This is a genomic window from Blastococcus sp. SYSU D00695 (genome assembly GCF_054050555.1).
This window is the reverse complement of sequence record NZ_JBJGZP010000033.1, coordinates 1-15,944: the sequence shown is the minus strand read 5'-3', so window position 1 is coordinate 15,944 and position 15,944 is coordinate 1. Positions and strand designations below refer to the sequence as shown.

12 protein-coding genes are annotated in these 15,944 nt (G+C 76.6%); 4 read left to right on the top strand and 8 right to left on the bottom strand.

Annotated features, from left to right (window positions below):
- The first annotated feature begins 1 nt into the window (after position 1).
- Positions 2-805 carry a response regulator transcription factor gene (locus ACI781_RS17110; protein ID WP_456567328.1) on the top strand — a complete coding sequence of 268 codons (804 nt, stop codon included), beginning with the start codon at positions 2-4 and terminating at the stop codon, positions 803-805.
- Between the two features lie 74 nt (positions 806-879).
- Positions 880-1,956, top strand: coding sequence for an alkene reductase (locus tag ACI781_RS17105; RefSeq protein WP_456567327.1), 1,077 nt, complete (start codon positions 880-882; stop codon positions 1,954-1,956).
- Between the two features lie 61 nt (positions 1,957-2,017).
- Here ACI781_RS17105 and ACI781_RS17100 read toward each other — a convergent pair whose 3' ends face one another.
- Complete coding sequence (locus ACI781_RS17100) at positions 2,018-4,216, bottom strand: MMPL family transporter (protein ID WP_456567326.1); 2,199 nt, start codon at positions 4,214-4,216, stop codon at positions 2,018-2,020.
- A gap of 144 nt (positions 4,217-4,360) precedes the next feature.
- Here ACI781_RS17100 and ACI781_RS17095 point away from each other — a divergent pair, with 144 nt between their 5' ends.
- Positions 4,361-4,975: a TetR/AcrR family transcriptional regulator gene (locus ACI781_RS17095; RefSeq protein WP_456567325.1), complete on the top strand. Its 615-nt coding sequence runs from the start codon at positions 4,361-4,363 to the stop codon at positions 4,973-4,975.
- A 40-nt stretch (positions 4,976-5,015) separates the two neighbouring features.
- Here ACI781_RS17095 and ACI781_RS17090 read toward each other — a convergent pair whose 3' ends face one another.
- From ACI781_RS17090 to ACI781_RS17070, 5 genes are all read right to left on the bottom strand, one after another.
- Complete coding sequence (locus ACI781_RS17090) at positions 5,016-6,149, bottom strand: sensor histidine kinase (protein WP_456567324.1); 1,134 nt, start codon at positions 6,147-6,149, stop codon at positions 5,016-5,018.
- The gene (locus tag ACI781_RS17085) at positions 6,146-6,820 is read right to left on the bottom strand and encodes a response regulator transcription factor (protein WP_456567323.1); all 675 of its coding nucleotides are present in this window, start codon (positions 6,818-6,820) and stop codon (positions 6,146-6,148) included. The genes ACI781_RS17090 and ACI781_RS17085 overlap by 4 nt, the downstream gene beginning before the upstream one ends.
- A gap of 120 nt (positions 6,821-6,940) precedes the next feature.
- Entirely contained in the window at positions 6,941-7,588 is a 648-nt protein-coding gene (locus tag ACI781_RS17080) for a M15 family metallopeptidase (RefSeq protein WP_456567322.1), read from the bottom strand.
- A 131-nt stretch (positions 7,589-7,719) separates the two neighbouring features.
- A complete protein-coding gene (locus ACI781_RS17075; protein WP_456567321.1) occupies positions 7,720-9,372 on the bottom strand; it encodes a DUF222 domain-containing protein in 1,653 nt (550 codons plus the stop codon).
- A gap of 406 nt (positions 9,373-9,778) precedes the next feature.
- A complete protein-coding gene (locus tag ACI781_RS17070) occupies positions 9,779-10,573 on the bottom strand; it encodes an SDR family NAD(P)-dependent oxidoreductase (RefSeq protein WP_456567320.1) in 795 nt (264 codons plus the stop codon).
- Between the two features lie 59 nt (positions 10,574-10,632).
- Between ACI781_RS17070 and ACI781_RS17065 the strand changes: the two genes are divergently transcribed.
- Positions 10,633-11,766, top strand: coding sequence for a serine hydrolase domain-containing protein (locus tag ACI781_RS17065; protein ID WP_456567319.1), 1,134 nt, complete (start codon positions 10,633-10,635; stop codon positions 11,764-11,766).
- A 21-nt stretch (positions 11,767-11,787) separates the two neighbouring features.
- Here the strand turns inward: ACI781_RS17065 and ACI781_RS17060 are convergent, their stop codons facing one another.
- Together ACI781_RS17060 and ACI781_RS17055 are read right to left on the bottom strand one after the other, a co-directional pair.
- Positions 11,788-12,843: a methyltransferase domain-containing protein gene (locus tag ACI781_RS17060; protein WP_456567318.1), complete on the bottom strand. Its 1,056-nt coding sequence runs from the start codon at positions 12,841-12,843 to the stop codon at positions 11,788-11,790.
- Positions 12,844-12,940: 97 nt separating this feature from the next.
- The gene (locus tag ACI781_RS17055; protein WP_456567317.1) at positions 12,941-15,517 is read right to left on the bottom strand and encodes an AAA family ATPase; all 2,577 of its coding nucleotides are present in this window, start codon (positions 15,515-15,517) and stop codon (positions 12,941-12,943) included.
- Positions 15,518-15,944 lie beyond the last annotated feature (427 nt).

The window sequence follows — 15,944 nt, the reverse complement described above, 5'->3', positions numbered from 1 at the left end:
CATGAGTCACGTCGACGACGAGGTCTGGACCGGTCCGGCGCGCGCGACCCCGGTCCGCTCAGCCGCGGGCGTCCCCGGCCCGGCCGGGCGGCCGCACGGCGGGACGCCGATCGGTCGTCCCGTCGCGATCCGTCCGCCGGCGTCGCTGGTCGGCGTGGTCCTGTGCGAGGACCACGAGGTGTTCCGCCTCGGACTCCGGGTCGTCCTGGAGGCGCAACCGGACATGGCGGTGGTGGCCGAGACGGCGCAGCTCCCGGAGGCACTGGTGGCGGCCGCCACCAGCGGGGCGGAGGTCGTCGTCGTCCGCCAGGGTCTGATCGGCGAGGCCACCCGCCCGCTCCTGCGCGAGCTCTGCCGGTGCGGGCCGGCGGTCCTCGTGCTGGCCGAGCCGGGCGAGGACGCCGCGGTCGACCTGGTCGAGGTCCTGCAGGCAGGCGTCCGGGGCTACCTCCCGCGGCGCTCGGCGGCGCCGCGGCTGGTGGAGGCGGTGCGGGCGCTGGCCCGGCACGAGGCCGCGCTCGACCCGGCGGCGACCGGGCAGCTGGTGCGCTACCTGACGTCGCCGGCCCCGCAGGCCCCGCCGGGCCGGGGGGCCTCCTGCCCGCTGGACCGGCTCACCGGGCGGCAACGGGAGGTCGCGGTGCTCGTGGCGCAGGGGCTGAGCAACGAGGAGATCGCCGGTCGGCTGTTCGTCAGCCTGGCCACGGTGAAGAGCCACCTGACCGCGTCGATGCGCCGCGTGCAGGTCCGTACCCGCACGCAGCTGGCGATCCTGGTCGCCCGGGAGCGGTCCCCCGTCGCCTGAGGTCCGGCCCGGGGCCGGCGTGAGACCGGTCGCGATCCGGAATGGACGGCGTCCGGCGGGCGTCGGGACCCCTCGTGGACCTCTTCTCCCCCGTGACCCTGGGCGACCTCGAGCTGACCAACCGCGTGGCGATGGCGCCGCTGACCCGGATGCGCTCCGGCGACAGCGGGGTCCCGGGCGACCTCGTCGTCGAGCACTACGCCCAGCGCGCCGGGATCGGGCTGATCGTGACCGAGGGGACCTACCCGGTGCACGAGTCGCAGGCCTTCGCCGGCCAGCCGGGCATCGTGACCGACGAGCAGGTGGCCGGCTGGCGCCGCGTCGCCGACGCCGTCCACGAGCGCGGCGGCCGGATCGTGATGCAGGTGATGCACGGCGGCCGGGTCACCCACCCGGCGATCAACGGCGGCCGCCGGGTCGAGGCGCCCAGCGCGATCGCGATCGACGGCGAGGCGCGCACCGCCACCGGCAAGGAGCCCTACCCGGTGCCGCACGCGCTGACCACCGCGGAGGTCCGCGAGCGCGTGCAGACCTTCGTCGACGCCTCCCGCCGCGCGGTCGAGGCCGGGCTGGACGGCGTGGAGCTGCACGGCGCGAACGGCTACCTGCTGCACGAGTTCCTGGCCCCGTCGGCCAACCGGCGCGAGGACGCGTACGGCGGCTCCCCGGAGAACCGGGCCCGCTTCGTGGTCGAGACCGTCGCCGCGGTCGCCGAGGCGATCGGCGCCGGCCGGGTGGGGCTGCGGATCTCCCCGCAGCACGACATCCAGGGCGCGGTGGAGCCCGACCGGGACGACGTCCTCGCCACCTACGGCTCCCTCGTCGACCAGCTGCGTCCCCTCGGGCTGGCGTACCTGTCCGTGCTGCACCGCGAGCCGGGCGGGGACCTGGTGCAGGAGCTGCGGCGGCGCTTCGGCGGGCCGCTGATGGCCAACAGCGGCTTCGGGTCGATCACCACCCGCGCGGAGGCCCTGGCGCTGATCGAGAGCGCGCACGCCGACGTCGTCGCCGTCGGCCGCCCGGTGATCGCCAACCCCGACCTCGTCGAGCGCTGGGCCGGGGAGCACCCGGAGAACGAGCAGCGGCCGCACCTGTACTACGCCAGCGGCGCGGAGGGCTACACCGACTACCCGGCGCTGCGGGCCGGCTGACCGGTCCCGGGACACGACCGTGCCCCGCCCCTCGACGAGGGACGGGGCACGGTCGGGGCGGTCAGGACCGCGTGCCGGTGAGCTCCCGGGCGGGCGCGGCGGTGGCGCGCTCCAGGGCGGCACCCTCGATGTCGACGTCGGGCAGCGCCCGGTCCAGCCAGCGGGGCAGCCACCAGGCGCGGCGGCCCAGCAGCGTCATGACCGCCGGCACGATCGCCATCCGGACGACGAAGGCGTCGACCAGCACGCCGAAGGCCAGCGCGAAGCCGATGCTCTTGATCGTGGAGTCGGGGGCGAGGACGAACCCCGCGAAGACCGCGCCCATGATCAGCGCCGCCGCGGTGACCACCCGGGCGCCGTGGCGGAAGCCGCCGACCACCGCCACCCGGGGCTCGGCGCCGTGCACGTGCTCCTCGCGCATCCGGCTGACGAGGAAGACCTCGTAGTCCATCGCCAGGCCGAACAGCAGGCCGATGAGCAGGATCGGCAGGAAGCTCAGCACCGGCCCGGTGTGCTCGACGCCGATCAGGTCGGCCAGCCAGCCCCACTGGAAGACGGCGACGAGCGCGCCGAAGGTGGCGGCGAGGCTGAGCAGGAAGCCGAGCGTCGCCTTGATCGGCACGAGGATCGACCGGAACGCGAGCATCAGCAGCACGAACGCGAGGCCGACGACGACCAGCAGGAACAGCGGCAGGGCGTCGGCGAGCTTCTCGGAGATGTCGATGTTGAGCGCGGTGTTGCCGGTGACGGCGAGCTCCGAGCCGGTGTCGGCGCGCAGGTCCCCGCGCAGGTCGCGGATGTCGCGGACGAGGTCCTCGGTACCCGTGGCCGACGGGCCGTCCTCGGGGATCACGGAGACGATCGCGGTGTCGCCGGCCTGGTTCGGCTGCGCGGGCGTGACCAGGGCGACGCCGTCGAGGTCGGCGATGGCGGCGGCCGTGGCGTCGAACGCCGTGGCGGGGTCGTCGGCGCCGGTGGCGTCGACCACCACCGTCAGCGGCCCGTTGAAGCCGGGACCGAACGCGCCGTCGAGCAGGTCGTAGGCCTGGCGCTGCGTGGTGGTGGCGGAGAGGTCGCCCTCGGTGGGCAGCCCCAGCCGCAGGTCGACGGCCGGGAGGGCGACGACGCCCAGGCCCACGATGCCGGCGAGGACGACGGGCACCGGGCGGCGGGTCACCCAGCGGGCCCAGCGGGTGCCGGCGGAGTCGCCCTCGGTGAGCGCGGCCTGCCGGCGGCGCAGGCCGGGGACGGGCCAGCGGTTGAACCGCTCGCCGGCGAAGCCGAGCAGCGCGGGCACCAGGGTGAGGGCGACCAGGACGGCGAGGGCGACCATCCCTGCGGCGACCAGGCCCATCGTCGCGAGGAACGGGATGCCGACGACGGTCAGCCCGGCGAGCGCGATCATGACGGTCAGCCCGGCGAAGACGACGGCGCTGCCGGCGGTGCCGACCGCGCGGCCGGCGGACTCCTGCGGGTCCAGGCCCTCGGCCAGCTGCTCCTTGTGCCGGATGGCGATGAACAGCGCGTAGTCGATGCCGACGGCCAGGCCGATCATCAGGCCGAGCGTCGGGGTGGTGCTGGTGAGGTCGACGACGGCCGACAGTGCGAGCACCCCGGCCATGCCGGTGCCGACGCCGATCAGCGCCGTCAGCAGGGGCAGGCCGGCGGCGAGGAGCGAGCCGAAGGTGACGGCCAGGACCAGCATCGCGACGAGGATCCCGATCGCCTCGGACCCCTCCTGCTCCGGGATCGCCTGGGTGGCCTCCCCGCCGAACTCGACGCGCAGGCCGGCGTCCTCGGCGGGGCCGGCGACGTCGAGCAGCTGCTCGCGGGCGGTGTCGGTGATCTCCTCGACCTGGGCGTCGTAGCCGACGGTCGAGTAGGCGATCGACCCGTCGGGGGAGACGCCGTCGGTGGCGAACGGGTCGCTGACCGCGGCGACCTGGTCGGCCCGGGCCGCCTCGGCGAGGGTCTCCTCGATGGCCGCGGCGTACGGCGGGTCGGTGACGGCGGCGCCGTCGGGCGCGGCGAACACGATGCGGGCGCTGGCGCCGGCCGCGCCGGAGTCGGGGAAGCGCTCCCCGAGCTTCTCCAGGGCGGTGACGGACTCGACGCCGGGGATGCTCAGCTGGGCGTCGGCGTCGCGGCCGAAGGCGCCGGCCACGGCGCCGAGGCCGACGAGGGCGAGCACCCAGGCGATGAGGACCGTCTTGCGCCGGTGGTAGGCCCAGCGGCCGAGACGGTGGAGGAGGACGGCCACGAAGTGCTCCAGGGGCTCGAGGGGAGTCGGGGGAGCCGGCGGCGACGACAGATGCCGCCTAGCCGATCGGCAAGGAAGGTACTAGCCGAACGGCTAGCTGTGCCATGAGGTGCGTCACGCAGGTCGGGCGTCTACGCTGCGCCGGTGTCCAGCTCCCCGGTGCCGCTCCCGGCGGCCCCCGTGCCGCCCGCCGGCCGCTCGGCCGGGGCGCAGCGGGTGCTCGACGCGGCGCTGGAGCTGTTCCTCGAGCACGGCTTCGAGGGCACGAGCCTGCAGGACATCGCCGACCGGCTCGGGGTCACCAAGGCCGCCGTCTACTACCACTTCCGCACCAAGGACGACCTCCTGCTGGCCCTGGTCCAGCCGCTGTTCGACGACCTGATGACACTGGTCGACGAGGCGGAGGCCCGCCCGGCGACCCCGCGCAGCCGCACCGTCGAGGTCGCCCGCTACGTGGAGGTGCTGCTGCGGCACCGGCGCGTCGCGGTCTACCTGACCCGCGACGCGACGGCGATGACCCGGTCGGCGGTGCTGGAGCAGGCGACCGCGGTGCAGGAACGCACCGAGGCGATGGTCGTCGGCGAGCACGCCGATCCCCTGGGCATGGTGTGGGGCGCGGCGACGATGCAGGCCATGGCCGGGGCGCTGCTGGCCGCCCCCGCCGACGTGTCGGACGCGTGGCTGCGCGAGGAGCTCACCGAGGTGGGCGCCCACCTGCTCGCCGGCTACCGGAAGGCCGCCCGCCGCCGGGGCGCCTGACCTCGCCGAACGGGTCGTCCGACCTCGCCGGACCGGTCCGTCACGGGCCGGGGGGCGGGAACGTGACGTCGACGAGCAGCCCGCCGGTGGGAGGTCCGGCCAGCCGCAGCTCGGCGCCGTGCTCGCGGGCGACGCGGGCGACGAGGGCCAGCCCCAGCCCGCTGCCGGGCGGTGCGGCGCTGGTCCTCGTGCCGGGTGCCGTGGCCGTGCCGGGTGTCGTGGCCGTGCGGCCGGTGCCGCGGACGAACGGCTCGGTGAGCGTGCCGAGCTGGTGCGCGGGGACGACGGGGCCGGTGTTGGTCACCTGCAGGTGCGCCCGGCCGTCGTCCGTCGTCGCGGTGGTGACGTCGACGGTCCCGCCGGGGCCGGTGTTGTGCCGGATGCCGTTGAGCACGAGGTTGGCGACGAGCTGCCGGACCAGCGGCTCGGCACCGTCGAGGTCGGCCTCGCCCAGCCGCGGGCGGACGGCGACCCCCGCCTCGGCGGCCAGCGGCGCCAGCTCGGCGACGACGGCGGCGGTCAGCTCGGTGAGGTCGATCGGGGTGCGGGCGGGGCTGCGGCCCTGGTCGAGGGCGGCCAGGGCGAGCAGCGCCTCCACGGTCTCGGTACCGCGCCGGTTGGTGCGGTCCAGCCGGTGCAGGAGCTCGGGGACGTCGACACCGGCGGGGTCGGCCAGGGCGACGTCCAGCATCGAGCGCTCCACGGCGTAGGGGGTGCGCAGCTCGTGGGAGGCGTTGGCGGCGAACCGGCGGTGCTCGTCGAGGGAGGCCTGCAGGCGGTCGAGCATCGTGTCGAGGGTGTCGGCGAGCTCGCGGAACTCGTCGCGCGGGCCGGTCATGCGGACGCGGTGGTCCAGCGACCCGGCGGCGACCTGCTGGGTCACCCGGTGGATCTGCGACAGGGGGCGCAGCATCCGGCCGGCGAGGAACCACCCGCCGGCGAGCCCTACGGCGGCGAGGACGCCCAGCACCAGCCAGGCCTTCGGCCACAGGGCGGTCAGCAGGTCGTTGCGGTCGGGCACGAAGCGCCCGGGGGCGCCGCCGCCGTCCGGGGGGATCGAGAGGTTCCCCTCGGGGACGAACCGCAGGACGTAGACGAGCAGCGCGACCAGGGCGGAGCCGGCGACGACGAGGAAGGCGGCGTAGCTGATCGTCAGCCGCAGCCGGGCGCTCACCGGGTCCCGTCGGCGGCGGCGACGCGGTAGCCCGAGCCGGGGACGGTGTGGATGAGCCAGGGCTCGCCGAGGCGCTTGCGCAGCGAGGAGATGGTGATCCGGACGGCGTTGGTGAAGGGGTCGGCGTTCTCGTCCCAGGCGCGTTCGAGCAGGGACTCGGCGCTGACCACGCCGCCGCGGGCGGCGAGCAGGACCTCGAGGACCGCGAACTGCTTGCGGGTGAGCGCCACGTAGCGGCCGTCGCGGAACACCTCGCGGCGGAAGGGATCGAGGGTGAGCCCGGCGTGCTCGACGACCGGTGGGGTGCCGTCGACCGGGCGCCGGGCCAGGGCCCGCAGCCGGACGACGAGCTCGCGCATCGCGAAGGGCTTGGTGAGGTAGTCGTCGGCGCCGAGCTCGAACCCGCGGACCTTCTCCTCCAGTTGGTCGGCGGCGGTGAGCATGAGGATCCGGCAGCTGAGGCCGTCGGCGACGATGCGGCGGGCGACCTCGTCGCCGGAGGTGCCGGGCAGGTCGCGGTCGAGGACGACGACGTCGTAGCTGGTCACCGCGAGGTTCTCCAGGGCGCTGTCGCCGTCGTGCACCACGTCGCAGGCGATGGCCTCCAGGCGCAGCCCGGCGCGGACGGCGTCGGCCAGATAGGGCTCGTCCTCCGCGATCAGCACCCGCACGGGGCCAGGGTAGGGAGGCGGGCGTGTCGCGGGGGTATGCGCGGCGGGCCGGTCGTCCCGTGTCCCGGGCGTCCGGGGGTGGTCGCTCGGCTTCGCTGGTCGTTCCGCCACGGTGGTCGCTCAGCCACGGTGGGCGTCTCGGGCGTCGTGGGCGTGGCGGGCGTCGGTCAGCGGCGGCGGGCAGTCGGTGCCGGGCGTCGTCGCCAGTTCGTAGTGCCACAGCTCGTTGGCGTAGGTCTGGCAGAGGCCGTGGTCGCTGCCGTGCCGGCTCATCCAGTCCATGGCGTCGGTGGGGCCCACGTCGACGGCGTCGCCGGTGACGTGCTCGGACTCGTCGGGCCGCAGGACGTAGGCGCTCGCGGCCTCGACGCTGCCGTGCTCGACGACGGCGGCGTCGAACAGGGCCTGCTGGAGCGCCGCGCTGCGCCAGCCGCTGGTGATCCGCACCTCGATGCCGTCGGCCGCGGCGGCGCGGGCGGCGTCCTGCAGGGCGGCGCGGAGGGCGGGCTGCAACCGGGTGAGGGCCGGCTCGTCGGCGTCGGGGGAGAGGGACGCCCCGTCGGGGAGGTAGCCGTCCTGCTCGGTGAGCCCGGTGCCGGTGCCGGTGCCGCTGCCCGTGTCGCTGCTGGACGAGACGCCGGTGTCGGTCGCCGCCCCGAGGTCGACGCCGCCCGCACAGGCACCCAGGCCGGCGGCCAGCACGAGCGGGACGGCGAGCAGGGCGGTTCGGGCGCGGCTCGTCCGGGACGTCCTCGGGTCGCTGGGCACGGGGGCTCCCTCCTGCGCGGCCGGTGCCGACGCGGGATCGGTGGTGGGAGCCCCAGTGCAGCCGCGCGCTCGTTGCGAAGGCGTCTGCGATTCCGCATAACCCCGCGATACGCCGGCGCGCCCGAGCCCTGTCAGGCCACCGCGCTCACCTCGCCGCCCGAGGCCCCGCCCGCCAGGCGGCGCGCGAGGTCACGGTGGTGGAGCAGCGCCCAGACGACGTGGTCCAGGTCCATCCGCTCGCCGTTGACGTGCAGCGCCTCCGGCAGGTCCGGCTCGGCACCGGGGAAGAGCAGGCGGGAGATCGACGCGGTCCCGTCCTCGGTGGTGGTCGCGGCCGTCGGCGCGCCCGCGGTGCCGCCGGGTTCCGGCGTTCCCGCGGGAACGTCGGGTCGGCGGGCGCGCACCTGGTCGATGGGGTGGACCCCGGCGAAGACGTCACCGACCGCCCGGGGAACGGTGCTCCCCTCGGTGCTCCCGTCGGGGCCGTCGGCGAGGACCGCGCGTGAGACGTCGGCCCGGTCGTCCCGGCCCGTGCCGACCAGCTGCAGTCCGGAGACGAAGGCGGCGTCGGGCCGGCCCCAGACGCGGCGTCCGTCCTGCGTCACGGCGATCAGCTCGCCGTCCCGGCGGGTGAGCACGAGGTCCTCGTCGTGCACGAGCCCGTGGTCGGTATCGCACAGCAGCACCATGTTGCCGACGTCGGTGGCGCCACCGAAGAGCCAGTGGCGCATGTGGTGGGCGTGCAGCCGTTCGATGCGGGTCTCGGGACAGCCCGGCCGGGCGCAGCCGCGGTCGCGCCGGTGCAGCGCGCGGCGCTGGGCGCGGGTGGCGAAGCGCCGGGCGCGTCCGACGGCCAGCGGTTCCCGGCCCCGCTCCAGCATGGCCACGACCGTCGCCTCGCACAGCATCCGGCGGACCTGGGACGGGTGCAGCGCCGGCCCGCCCTCGAGGTGCGCGACGCCGGCCGCGGCGTCCTCGGTGAGCACCGTCGCGTCCACGTGCACGACGACCTCGCGGCGCGGTGGGTCCCCGGCGCGGCGGTCGACCTCGGCCGCGGCGGTGGCGAGCCGTGCCAGCGCGGCGCACCGGCGGCGGGTGGTGCGCTCCCGGGCGAGCGTGACGTCGTCGTCCTCGGGTGGTCTCCCGCCCCCGCCCCCGCCCCCGCCTGCCTCGGTCCCGTCCTCCTCCGCGGCGGGCACCGCCACCAGGTCCCGCTTCGCGGCGGCGCGTTCCCGGCGGGCGTCGCGTTCGGCCACCGAGTCCACGCCGGCCAGGAACGCGGCGCCGGTCTCGGCGTCGAGGCAGAGGCGCACGTGCAGGTCGCCGTCGTCGTCCCAGTGGTACTCAAAGCGCTGCTTCTCCCGGGCGGCGCGGAGGTCGGGCCGCTCGTCGCGCCGCCACTCCCGGACGACCCGCTCCAGCTGGGACGCGGTGGTCTCGTGGGCCAGCTCGAGGAGCGTGCCCTCGGTCGCCGGGTCGGCGACCCGGGTGATCGCGCGCGCCTTCGAGTACGTCAACCGGCCCGCCGCGAACGCCGCTGCCGTGGCGGGCAGGACGCTCAGGGCCCGGGCCACGCGGACGTGCTCACGGGCCGTGCCGGTCGACATCCCGCACTGCCAGGCCAGCCAGTGCGCGCACGACCGGACGCCGTGGCCACCCCACCCCTCGCGCCGGTCGAACTCAGCGATCAACGCCAGCCACGCCGCGGTCGCCGCGGCCAGCCGGACCGCGGCGCTGGTGATCCGCCGCGCCAGCTCGTCCAGCGGCAGCTGCGTCGAGTCCATCCGTCCTCCACCTCGAGTCGAACACATGTTCGAAGTGTGACGGACGGGTCCGACAGTTCGGAGAACCGACGGAGCGGGACCCCGGTCGCCACGGCGAGCGGGCGAGCTGGATCCGGACGTCCCGCGGGAACGCCGAGGACACCGGGACGTTCCCGCGGGAACGCCGAGGACGCCGGGACGTTCCCGCGGGAACGCCGAGGACCCAGGGCGCGGGGGCGCGGGGACGTCCCCGCGGGGACGTCGGGACGCGGCGGACGCCGGGACGGGGCACGGCACGTTCCCGCGGGAACGCCGGGGAACACCGGAGACACCACCGGGAACGCCGGAGACACCACCGGGAACGCCAGAGACACCTCCGGACGCCACGACGGCACCCGGCCCTGCGACGGCGTCGGCGTGGAGCGGGTCAGCCGCGCCCGCGGGACGACGACGCGGCGATACGGCGCACGAGCCCCGCCGGCACGAGGCGGCTGGCCAGGTACACCGCCTTGTAGACCGCGCCCGGGATGGACACCAGGCGGCCGCGCCCCAGGTCGGCGAGGGCGTCGGCCACGACGCGGTCGGCGTCGAGCCAGGCCCACGAGGGCCCGGACCGCTGCTGCCCGATCCGCTGGTGGAACTCCGTGCGGGTGAACCCCGGGCACAGCGCCATCACCCGCACCCCGTGCTCGGCCGCGCTGAGGGCCAGGCCCTGGGAGAGGGCGGTGACGTAGGCCTTGCTCGCGCCGTAGACCGAGCCGCGGCCGGGGAGGAAACCGGCGATGCTCGACACGTTCACGATCGAGCCGCCGCCCCGCTGCTGCATGCCCGGCAGCGCGGCCCGGGTGAGCGCCAGGACCGCCCCGACGTTGACCTCCAGGTTCGCCATCAGGTCGGCCGGGGGCGTGTCCACGAACTCGCCCGGCGTCGCGTACCCCGCGTTGTTGACGAGCAGCTCGACCGGGCCGCCGTCGGCCAGCCGCTGCTCCACCGCGCGCCGCTGCGCCGGGTCGGCGAGGTCGGCGACGAGCACCTCGGCCTGCACACCGTGGCGGTCGCGCAGCCGGCCGGCGAGCGCCTCGAGGCGGGCGCGGTCGCGGGCGACGAGCACGAGGTCGTACCCGTCGGCGGCGAGGCGCTCGGCGAAGGCGAGCCCGATGCCCGAGCTCGCGCCGGTCACCAGAGCGGTGGGACGGGCGACGACTGGTGACGGCGGTGTCATCTGGGCAGGCTACGAGGAACGGCCGGCGGTCCGGCCGTCCGATCCGGTGGGGAGTCGTGGTGGCTGAGGTGCAGGGACGGTGCGACGAGCGGTTCTCCGGCGTCCGGGAGGTGCTGGCGCGGCACCTGGACGGCGACGAGCTCGGCGCGTCGGTCGCCGTGGACCTGGACGGCGAGACCGTCGTCGACCTGTGGGGCGGGTACCGCGACGTCGAGCGGACGATGCCGTGGACGCAGGACACGATCGTCAACGTCTGGTCGACGACGAAGTGCGTGCTGGCGCTGTCGGCGCTCCTGCTGGTCGACCGCGGCGAGCTGGACCTCGACGCCCCGGTGGGCGACTACTGGCCGGAGTTCAGCGCGAACGGCAAGAAGGGGGTGCTGGTCCGGCACGTCCTGTCGCACACGTCGGGCGTCTCCGGCTGGGAGCGGCCGTTCTCGGTGCGCGACATGTACGACTGGGAGACGGCGACCGAGCGGCTGGCCGCGCAGGCCCCGTGGTGGGAGCCGGGCACGGCGTCGGGCTACCACTCCAAGAGCCAGGGCTTCCTGGTCGGCGAGCTGGTCCGGCGCATCACCGGGCGCACGTTCAAGCAGTTCGTGGCCGACGAGATCGCCGGGCCGCTGAGCGCGGACTTCCAGGTCGGCGCCCGGGAGTCCGACGTGGGCCGCATCGCCCCGGTGGTCGCGCCGCCGCCCGGGGACGACGACGGCGGCGAGGTCGACGAGGAGTCGGTGGCGTTCAGGACATCGGTCGGGCCGCGCGGGTCGGTGAAGGCGGCGAACTCCCCGGAGTGGCGGGCCGCCGACCTCGGGGCGCTGAACGGCCACACGAACGCCCGCGGCGTGCTCGACGTCCTGCGGGTGCTGTCGCTGGGCGGCACCGCGGGCGGGGTGCGGCTGCTGTCGCCGTCCACGATCGAGCAGGTCTTCCGGCAGCAGTCCGACGGCGTCGACCTGGTGCTCGGGCAGCCGTTCCGGTTCGGCATCGGCTACTGCCTGGGCTCGCCGGTGGTCCCGTACGTGCCGGCGGGGCGCACCTTCTTCTGGGGTGGCTGGGGCGGCTCGCTGGCCGTGATGGACCTCGACCGACGGCTCACGATCACCTACGTGATGAACGCGATGGCGCCGGGGATCCTCGGCTCCGAGCGCTCGCGGGCCCACGTCGAGGCGGTGTACGCCGCCCTCGGGTGACCCGCGAGCGCCCGGCCGCCGTCACGGACGGGCTTCGTAGACGATGTTGAACGGCGTCTCGGCGACCCGCGCGAACCGGGAGAACCCGGCGTCGGTCACGATCCGCCGGATCGCCGCCTCCCCGGCCTGAGCGCCCAGGGCGTGGCCGCCGTCCTGGGAGAGGGCGTTGGGCACGCACAGGAACGTGCTGAACGAGTAGTAGACGCGGCCGACCGGGTTCAGGTTGGCCTCGACCGTGTCGCCGGCCGCGGGCTCGACGATCATCCAGGTGCCGTCCGGGGCCAGCTGCTCGCGGATGTTGCGGGCCGCCCCGGGCGGGTCGCCCATGTCGTGCAGGCAGTCGAACGTCGTCACCAGGTCGTAGGGGCCGCCGCCGAAGTCGCGCGCCCGCGCCACCTCGAACGACACGGTGGACGCCACCCCGGCCTCGGCGGCCCGCTTGCTCGCCTGGGCGATCGACGGGGCGTGGTAGTCGCTGCCGACGAAGGTCGACGCGGGGAACGCCTTCGCCATCAGCACGGTCGAGGCGCCGTGCCCGCAGCCGAGGTCGGCGACCCGCCCGCCGGCCCGCAGCTTCTCCTCCACGCCGTCGAGCGCCGGCAGCCAGGCGCTGGTCAGGTTGCCGATGTAGCCGGGCCGGAAGAACCGCTCGCAGCCGGCGAACACCTCGCCGTCGTGCTCGTGCCAGCCGACGCCCTGGCCGGTCCGGAACGCCTCGGTGATCCGGTCCTCGGCGCGCAGGGTGCCCAGCGCCAGCTGGAACGCCCCCGGCGCGAAGACCGGGTTGTCCGGGCTGGTCAGCGCGAACGCCTGCTCCTCGGTGAGGGAGTAGCGGCCGGTCTCCGGGTCGTACTCGACGTAGCCACCGGCGGCCTGCCCGCGCAGCCACTCCTCGGTGTACCGGGTGGCGGTGCCGCAGCGTTCGGCCAGCTCACCGGGCAGCAGCGGGCCCTGCGCGAGCGCGCGGTAGAGCCCCAGCCGGTCGCCGAGCACGACGTTGCCGGCGGCCACCGTCGCCCCCAGGTCGCCCACGAAGCGGTGCAGGAAGTCCATCAGCCGGTCCTGGTCCACGGTCATCTCGCGCTCCTGTCGTCCCTGGTGCCGGCCCGCGCCGGGCCGGTGGGTCCTTCCTAGGGACGGCGGGGCGGGCGCGAATCGGCCCGCGGTGCCCAGATCAGCGCGCGGCGGTGCCCACATCGGCGCGGCTGCGGACGCCAAGCTTGGCGAGGACGGCGGCGACGTGGTGGTCGGCCGTGCGCTCGGAGATGACGAGCCGCCCGGCGATCTGCGCGTTGGTCAGGCCCGCGCGCAGCAGGTCGGCGACCTCGGCCTGCCGCGGGGTCAGCCCGCCGGCGTGCGCCCGGGTGGCCCGGGCCGGGCCGCGGGGGACCCGGGGGACGCCGCGGGCGCGCAGGTCCCGGCGGACCCGCGCGGCCAGCGGGGCGGCGCCCAGCCCGTCGAGGACGGCGAGCGCGGCGAGGGCGTCGTCCGGCTCGGGGCTGCACGACAGCGCGACGGCGTGCTCGTACGGGTAACCGGCGGCGGCCCAGCCCCGCGCGGCGCCGTGCCAGTCGCCGTCGGCCAGCAGCGCCCACGGGTGCGCCGAGGCCCGCGGCGCCGTGCCCCCGGCCCGGCGCAGCCAGGCGCCGACCTCGGCGACCCGGGTGGGGTGCCCCAGCCGCAGCCCGTCGGCGTGGACGGCGGCCAGGTCGTCGTGCAGCCCGCGCAGCGCGTCGTCGCCCCCGGCCAGCCACGCGGCCTCGGCCAGCACGGACACCGCGGGGGCGGTGCGCTGCAGCTCGTCGAGCCGCCGGGCCAGCCGCCACATCTCGGCCAGCCGGGCCGGGTCGGCCGCGCCGGTGCGCACCGCGGCCCGGTTGACGACGGTCAGCGCGGCGCAGCGGATCGGTTCCGTGCTGCCCAGCCCGGCCGACGCCCGCGCGGTCGCCGCGGCGAAGCGCCCGGCGACGAGCTCGACCATGCCGGCCTCGACCAGCAGGTACTCGCGGAAGACCAGGTGCTCCTGCTCCTCGGCCAGCTCGAGCGCGGCCTCCAGCAGCGGCGCCGCGGCGGCGGGACGCAGGTCCTCGATGTGGCCCCAGATCTCGTTCACGTACGCCCGCACGGCGTGCTCGGCCTCGCCCGCGGCCAGCGCCACGCGGCGGCTCTCGGCGAGGGCGGCCAGCCCGCCCGGGTCGCCGCGGTTCCAGCGCGCGGTGCCGCTGTTGCACAGGGCGTGGGAGAGGGTGGCGGCGTCCTCGACCGCGCGGGCGAGCGCGACCGCCCGCGCGCTGTCGGCGACGGCGCGGTCGTTGCGGTCGGCGAGCATGTCCAGCTGGGCCCGGTTGCTGTACGCCATGGCCAGCGGCCCGGCGGCGCCGGTGGTCTCCAGCACGGCGACGGCCTCCTCCGCGGCCGCTTCGGCCGCGGACCGCTCGCCGCACCACCAGGAGATCCGCGACAGCCAGCGCAGGCTGCGGCCGAGCGCCACCGGATCGCCCAGCGTCCGGCGCAGCCCCACGGCGGCGGACTGGTCGGCCAGCGCGCTGCGCTCCCGGCTGCCCGCGGTGTAGACCTCCACCGCGCTGCCCTCCAGCAGGTCGGCGCGCTCGGCGTCGGGATAGGCGGCGGCGTGCCGCAGCGCCAGCGAGTAGTGCGCCACGGCCTCGCGGTGGGCGCGGCTGCGGGCGGCCTCCCGGGCGGCGAGCGGGGCGGTGCGGACGACGGCGTCGACGTCCCCGGCGCGGGCGGCGTGGTGCACCAGCCGGGCCGGCTCCACGTCGGGGCGGCCCTGCAGCGCGGCGAGCACGCAGGCCTCCAGCGTCACCCGCCGCGCGCCGGGCAGGGCGTCGAGCACGGCCCGGCGGGTCAGCTCGTGACGGAAGGCGACCCCGTGGGCGGTGACGGTCACCAGGCCCCGCTCCTCGGCGGCGGCGACCGCGGCGAGTCCGCCGGGCAGCAGCGCGTCGACGAGCCGGCGGTCGGCCGCGCCGGGGAGGACGGACAGCTGCTCGACGGCGTCGCGGCCGGCCGGGTCGAGGGAGCGCAGCCGGCCCAGGACGGCGTCCACCACGGTCCCGGGCACCGGGTCGCTCGCGCCGGCGGCGAGGACCTCGGTGACGTAGTAGGGGTTGCCCGCGGTGACCGCGTAGACGTCGGTGCGGTCGGCGCCGGCCCGGTCGCACAGCTCGGCGACGGCGGCGGGGGAGAGCGGGGCCAGCGGCAGCCGCCGGGTGCGGGTGCCCGCCGCGGCCAGCGCCAGCAGCGCGCGCAGCGGCGAGTCCCGCGACACCTCGTCGTCGCGGTAGGTGAGCACGAGGACGGCGGGCAGCCCCTCGACGCGGCGGACCAGCCAGCGCAGCACGTCGAGGGTGGCGTGGTCGGCCCAGTGGACGTCCTCGACCGCCAGCACCGTGCCCGACCCGCGGCCGTCGAGCTCGTCACGCAGGGCGTCGAGCAGCGCCTCGCGGTCGGCGGTCGCGGTGAGCGCCGCCCGCAGCCGGGGGCCGACGACCTCCGCCAGGTCGCGGAAGGGCCCCAGCGGCCGGGCGGTGGCCAGGTCGTCGCAGTGGCCGACGATCAGCCGGGCCGCCGGCGCCAGGTGCGCCCGGGTGGCCGCGACCAGGCTGGTCTTGCCGATGCCGGCCTCGCCGCAGACCAGCACCACGCTCCCCCGGCCGGCGGCGGCGTCGCGCGCGGCGGCGGCGATCTGCCGCAGCTCGTCTCCCCGTTCGAGCATCCGGTCGCTCATGGGACCTCCCGGTGAGGCGCCCCATCCTGCCCTGCACCGGCCGCCCCCGGGGAGCCCCGCGGGCTGCCCGGCGGGTCAGCGGCGGCGGCCGAGGAGGTAACCGAGGGCGACCCCGGCCGCGGTGAAGAACCCGCCGGAGGCGGCGCCGAGCAGGAAGGACCGCAGGTCGAGGGCCACCCCGGGGACGGTGCGGGGCACCGGGGGGGGGGGGGGGGGGGGGGGGGCGGGGGGGGGGGGGGGGGGCCGCGGGGGGGGCGGGGGCGCGGGGGGGGGGGGCGTGGCGGGCGTCGGTCAGCGGCGGCGGGCAGTCGGTGCCGGGCGTCGTCGCCAGGTCGTAGTGCCACAGCTCGTTGGCGTAGGTCTGGCAGAGGCCGTGGTCGCTGCCGTGCCGGCTCATCCAGTCCATGGCGTCGGTGGGGCCCACGTC